Annotated in this window: 2 protein-coding genes; both read right to left on the bottom strand. The window is 61.5% G+C overall.

The genetic code is table 11. The features are described 5' to 3' along the window. Positions 1 to 398: 398 nt before the first annotated feature. Entirely contained in the window at positions 399 to 1,808 is a 1,410-nt protein-coding gene (locus ACFQ36_RS21115; protein ID WP_377017249.1) for a ferredoxin reductase, read from the bottom strand. After that, complete coding sequence (locus tag ACFQ36_RS21110) at positions 1,805 to 3,109, bottom strand: SRPBCC family protein (RefSeq protein WP_377017247.1); 1,305 nt, start codon at positions 3,107 to 3,109, stop codon at positions 1,805 to 1,807. The genes ACFQ36_RS21115 and ACFQ36_RS21110 overlap by 4 nt, the downstream gene beginning before the upstream one ends. Between the last annotated feature and the right edge of the window lie 1,124 nt (positions 3,110 to 4,233).

Below are 4,233 nucleotides of genomic sequence, written 5' to 3'. Positions count from 1 at the left end.
TTGAGACAATACAAACCGGCCTTCGAGCCGCATGAAAACCATCAACCCCGAGAGTCAACCAAACCCGGGGCAGTCCCCTCAGATTGGGGTGTGGCTTAAGTGGACAAAAAATCTCTGAGGGCCAGTTCTCCGGAATCAACAAGTCCGGCTACATAAAGGCCGTGTTCTGAGGCAGGTCGTTGAAGGAGTGCACCAACCAGAACCACCGGCCTTACATCCGATCGCACATGCCCTCCAGTTGGTGGTGCGTTCATGTTCCGGGAAGGTGCGACTTGGTCGGGGAGCCCACGGACCGACAGGGGCCTACGGGAATACCACGTGCGGCATTCCCGTAGGCCCCTGTCTCCTTGCCATGAAAACCATCCCTTAGCTGTTCGGCCCAGAGCAGTTAAAGGCGGCTAGGCATCGATCACCATATCGGTGCGCGCGGTCGAGCAGCAGGGCAGGAACTTGCCAGCATCGATTTCCCGTGCCCGGATCCCGCCCTGGTGGTTCATCTCGACCTCCCCTGAAAGCTTGACGACCTTGCAGGAGCCGCACATGCCTTCCTTGCAGTTCGCACCGATCCTGACGCCCGCACGCTGGGCCACCTCGAGGATGTGTTCGTCGGGGTCAATCCGAACATTGATGCCGGTACGCATAAAGGACAGGGTCAGGCTTCCCGTTCCCACCGTGTCAAAACTCGAGGCATCAGAGGAACCGGGCTCCTCTCCCACACCCGAACTGCCGTCTTCGGAACCGGGCGCGTCCGGGTCGACGGTTTCCAGCGGCAGCCCCGTGGCCTTCAGGGTTCCCTCGGCGTCGTAGCCGGGCTCGTAGAGCCCGAACTCCCTGGGCTGGCTGTCATAGTAGTCCTCGGCGGAATCTTCAATTTCCTCCGCGATTTCCTCGGCAATGTCCGCTGCAAGCGCGATCTCTGCCTGGTACTCAAGGAGTGTCTGGCGATCTCCCGAGAAGAACTCCATGTAGATGGAGGTGTCGTCGACGCCGACCTTCTTGAGGAGCTCGGTGGCGCTGTTCAGGTAACCCTCGGGGCCGCAGGCATAGACCTGGCGGCCGTTGGCATCGGGTGCCACCTGGTCGATCATCGCTGCCGTCAGCCTTCCGCTGAGCCCTTCCCACCCGTCGGGTTTGCTGCGGTCGCCCAGGGAGTAGAAGACCTTGACGCGCGAGTCCACGGAGGCGATGTAGGCCAGCTCCTGATGGAAGGCGAAACCTCCGGCCTCGGCTCCATGGTAGAGCACCACGACGTCGGCGTGTCCGGGCAGGGAGTGGATGGTCCGCACCATGGACATGATGGGGGTGATGCCCGCGCCGGCGGCCAGCAAGAGGTAACGCGCCCGCCGGTCGGCATCGGGCAGGTGGAACGCCCCGACCGGCCCCAGCATGTCCAGGACGGTGCCGGGTTTGACGTTCTGGTGCACCCACGGGGAGACGAGTCCTGTGGGGTCGCATTTGACGGTGACGCTGAAGGTCCAGGGCTGGGTAGGCGAACTGGACAGCGAGTAGCTGCGGTCTACCGGTTCCTGGTCCTCGCCATTCACGGGAAAGGCGATGTTTACGTACTGACCCGCACGGAACGCCAGGGGCGCACCGTCGCAGCGGCGGAACACGAAGGTCATCATGCCGCCCGCTTCGGGTACGGTCTCGACACATTCGGCCATGAACTCCTGCGGATGCCAGGGACCCAAGGCGTGGGCGGCGCGGGCGGGTCCCTCGGTGCTGCCCATCACCCTGTTCCACGGCATCTCAAGACCACGGATGCGCTGTGGTTCCTGGATCACCGTCTCAGTGACGAGTTCAGTCATGCCAAGTGCTCCTGTACGCGCTGCACGTACCAGTTAATGAACGCTTCGACCTGGTATTCGCTCTTCATGTACGGGCCGGGCTCGTAGGCGGGGCTGCCGGCACCCTTCTGGCACAGCTCCACGAACGCCTTGTCCTGCAGGTTTGTCTGCTTCCAGGTATAGGTGAGTTTCTCCAGGTCGTAATCGACGCCTTCCTCGGCGTCGTCAGCCACCAGCCAGGTGGTGCGTACCAGCGACTGGTGTTCGTTGATGGGGAAGACACCGAACGTGATGACGTGGTCCCCGAGGAAATGGAACCAGCTGTTGGGCTGCAGGTGCATCGAGCAGCGGCCAAGGCGGAAGTCCGGCAGGTCGCCGAGCAGCTTCTTGGAAAGCCTGCGCCCATCGGCCGAGAACGATTCGCCTTCTCCGTCCAGTGATTCACGTGAGATGCGGATTCCCGCGATGCGCGTGTCAAGCTCCTCGACCACCTCGTAGGGCAGGCCGTAGCGGCGGCAACGCTCCTCAAGGGAGGACTGGGCTTCCTTGTTGCGGTCCCACACTTCCTCGAGGTGGGGCGGAATCAGGCCCTCCGTCAGGCCCCACGTCGGGAAGAGGGAGCAGGCGAGTTCAGGGTGGCCGTCGCAGTGGTAGCACTCACGGTTGTTCTCCATGACGAGCTTCCAGTTGCCCTCTTCGATGATGTTCTGCTGGTAGGCGATTTTCGTCTTCGACAGATCGTGGGGGGCGAGGTAGGGCTCAAAGATCTTTGAGGTTTCGTCGAAGTCTGCCGGCGGTTCGTCCGCAATGCAGACGAAGATGAGTCCGGCGACCACGCGGCTGTGGGCGCGCTTGAGGGCGAAACAGTTCTTGTCGAACTTCGCTTCTCCCGGTGCCGAGGCGTGGATCAAGTCGCCGCTGGGCGAGTAGGTCCAGGAGTGATAGCCGCACACCAGATTTCCGGTTGAGCCGGCGGATTCAGTCAGGACGCGGGCGCCGCGGTGGCGGCACACGTTGTGCAGGACGTTGACGTCGCCATCGTCGTTGTGCAGCACGATCAGGGAGTAGGGCCCGTAGTCGACGGTGACGTAGTCGCCCGGCTCCGGCAGTTCGGCGACGCTGGCGGCAAAGATCCAGTGCTGGCCAAAAATGGCCTCCATGTCGATCTTGAAAATCGTCGGGTCGGTGTAGAAGGGGGCGTCGAGGGAATATCCCGTGCGGCGGAACGCAAACAGCTCGGCGATTTCCGCCAGCTGCTCTGCCGGCAATGATGTAGCGAGTTTTCCGCGTGAGTTGAGGGGCACGTTCACTGGAGCGGACATTTTTTCTCCCGGGAGGACTGGAAGTGTGCGATTGGTGGGGATTATGGAGTTAGTGGGGGCAACTGGTGTTGTCGAGATGTTGTAGTCGCGAGATTAGGGAGGACCAATGAGCAGTAGGGGCCTGTCGTACGGATGGTGCTTTTTGTGGCAAATAATGGGCGCAGCCGGTGAAGCCTCGGGGGCGGGCCGCTTAGCTGCCGAAACATCACCCGAGGCTGCTCTCACCACCGCAAGCGTCTCCATGTTCAGTCCTTCACGTGCGTATTACGCAACAACAATCATCATGTGCAACAGTGTGACGTCTCCCACGCTAGGTGTCAAGCTGTTAAAGACGCGGCCCGAAGCCATATAAATGTCTTGCCATTGCAGTGCGGGTAGGTGCGACAGTGCAGGACGCTAAATGGCGCAGCTTCCCTCCTTCCATCCCCATCGGAGAGACGCCGGTAATGGCGATTCCGTAAAGCAGCGGCAGCTCACCGCCGTCCAGGCCGATGGGCAACGGGGGCCAGCTTGGATGTAGTTCAACATGCTGTTGCGACAAGGGCATGCCAGCACTTATGGACCTTTGCTCGATTTGTGCGGCACATAACCCACTCGATTCCTGGATGGTTGAACCTTCCTTAGTGGAAGGTGCAACCGGGTCATATGAGAGTCGCAGAGCGACGGCCGCCAGCGCTTGGTCGTAAGTAGACAGCGTCTGGGCTACTTCTTCCGGTGTAACGATGGCAGGCGGGACCATGTGGATGCGATTGTCAGTGACGAACGGCAGCAGGCCCAGCCGCAGCAGTTTGGTCTAGAGTTTGCCCAGGTATTCGGGCGTGACGGGTGTCCGTGTGCTGCGGTCCTGGACGAGTCCCAGCGCCGAGAAGACTCCTTAGGTCCAGTCCCGGTTGAGGGCCGCCGGCTTTTTGAAAAGGTTGACATCTACCAGGCTTGGGCCGCGGAGGAACGCACTGGGTTCCACTACCGCATGACCAAGGCTGGGAAGGGCCGACTCGTGCTACGTCTGATATATCTAGGGAGGGGCCGGGATCCGGCCTGCTGGATCGAGGGAAGGGCCGGGCACTGTGGAGGCGATGGGTACCGCCGGCCGGACCCGGGCGGAGCATGCGTATCTGGAACTG

It is taken from the genome of Arthrobacter sp. GCM10027362, assembly GCF_042679445.1.
Classification (GTDB): domain Bacteria; phylum Actinomycetota; class Actinomycetes; order Actinomycetales; family Micrococcaceae; genus Crystallibacter.
This window is presented reverse-complemented; position numbering and strand designations above follow the sequence as displayed.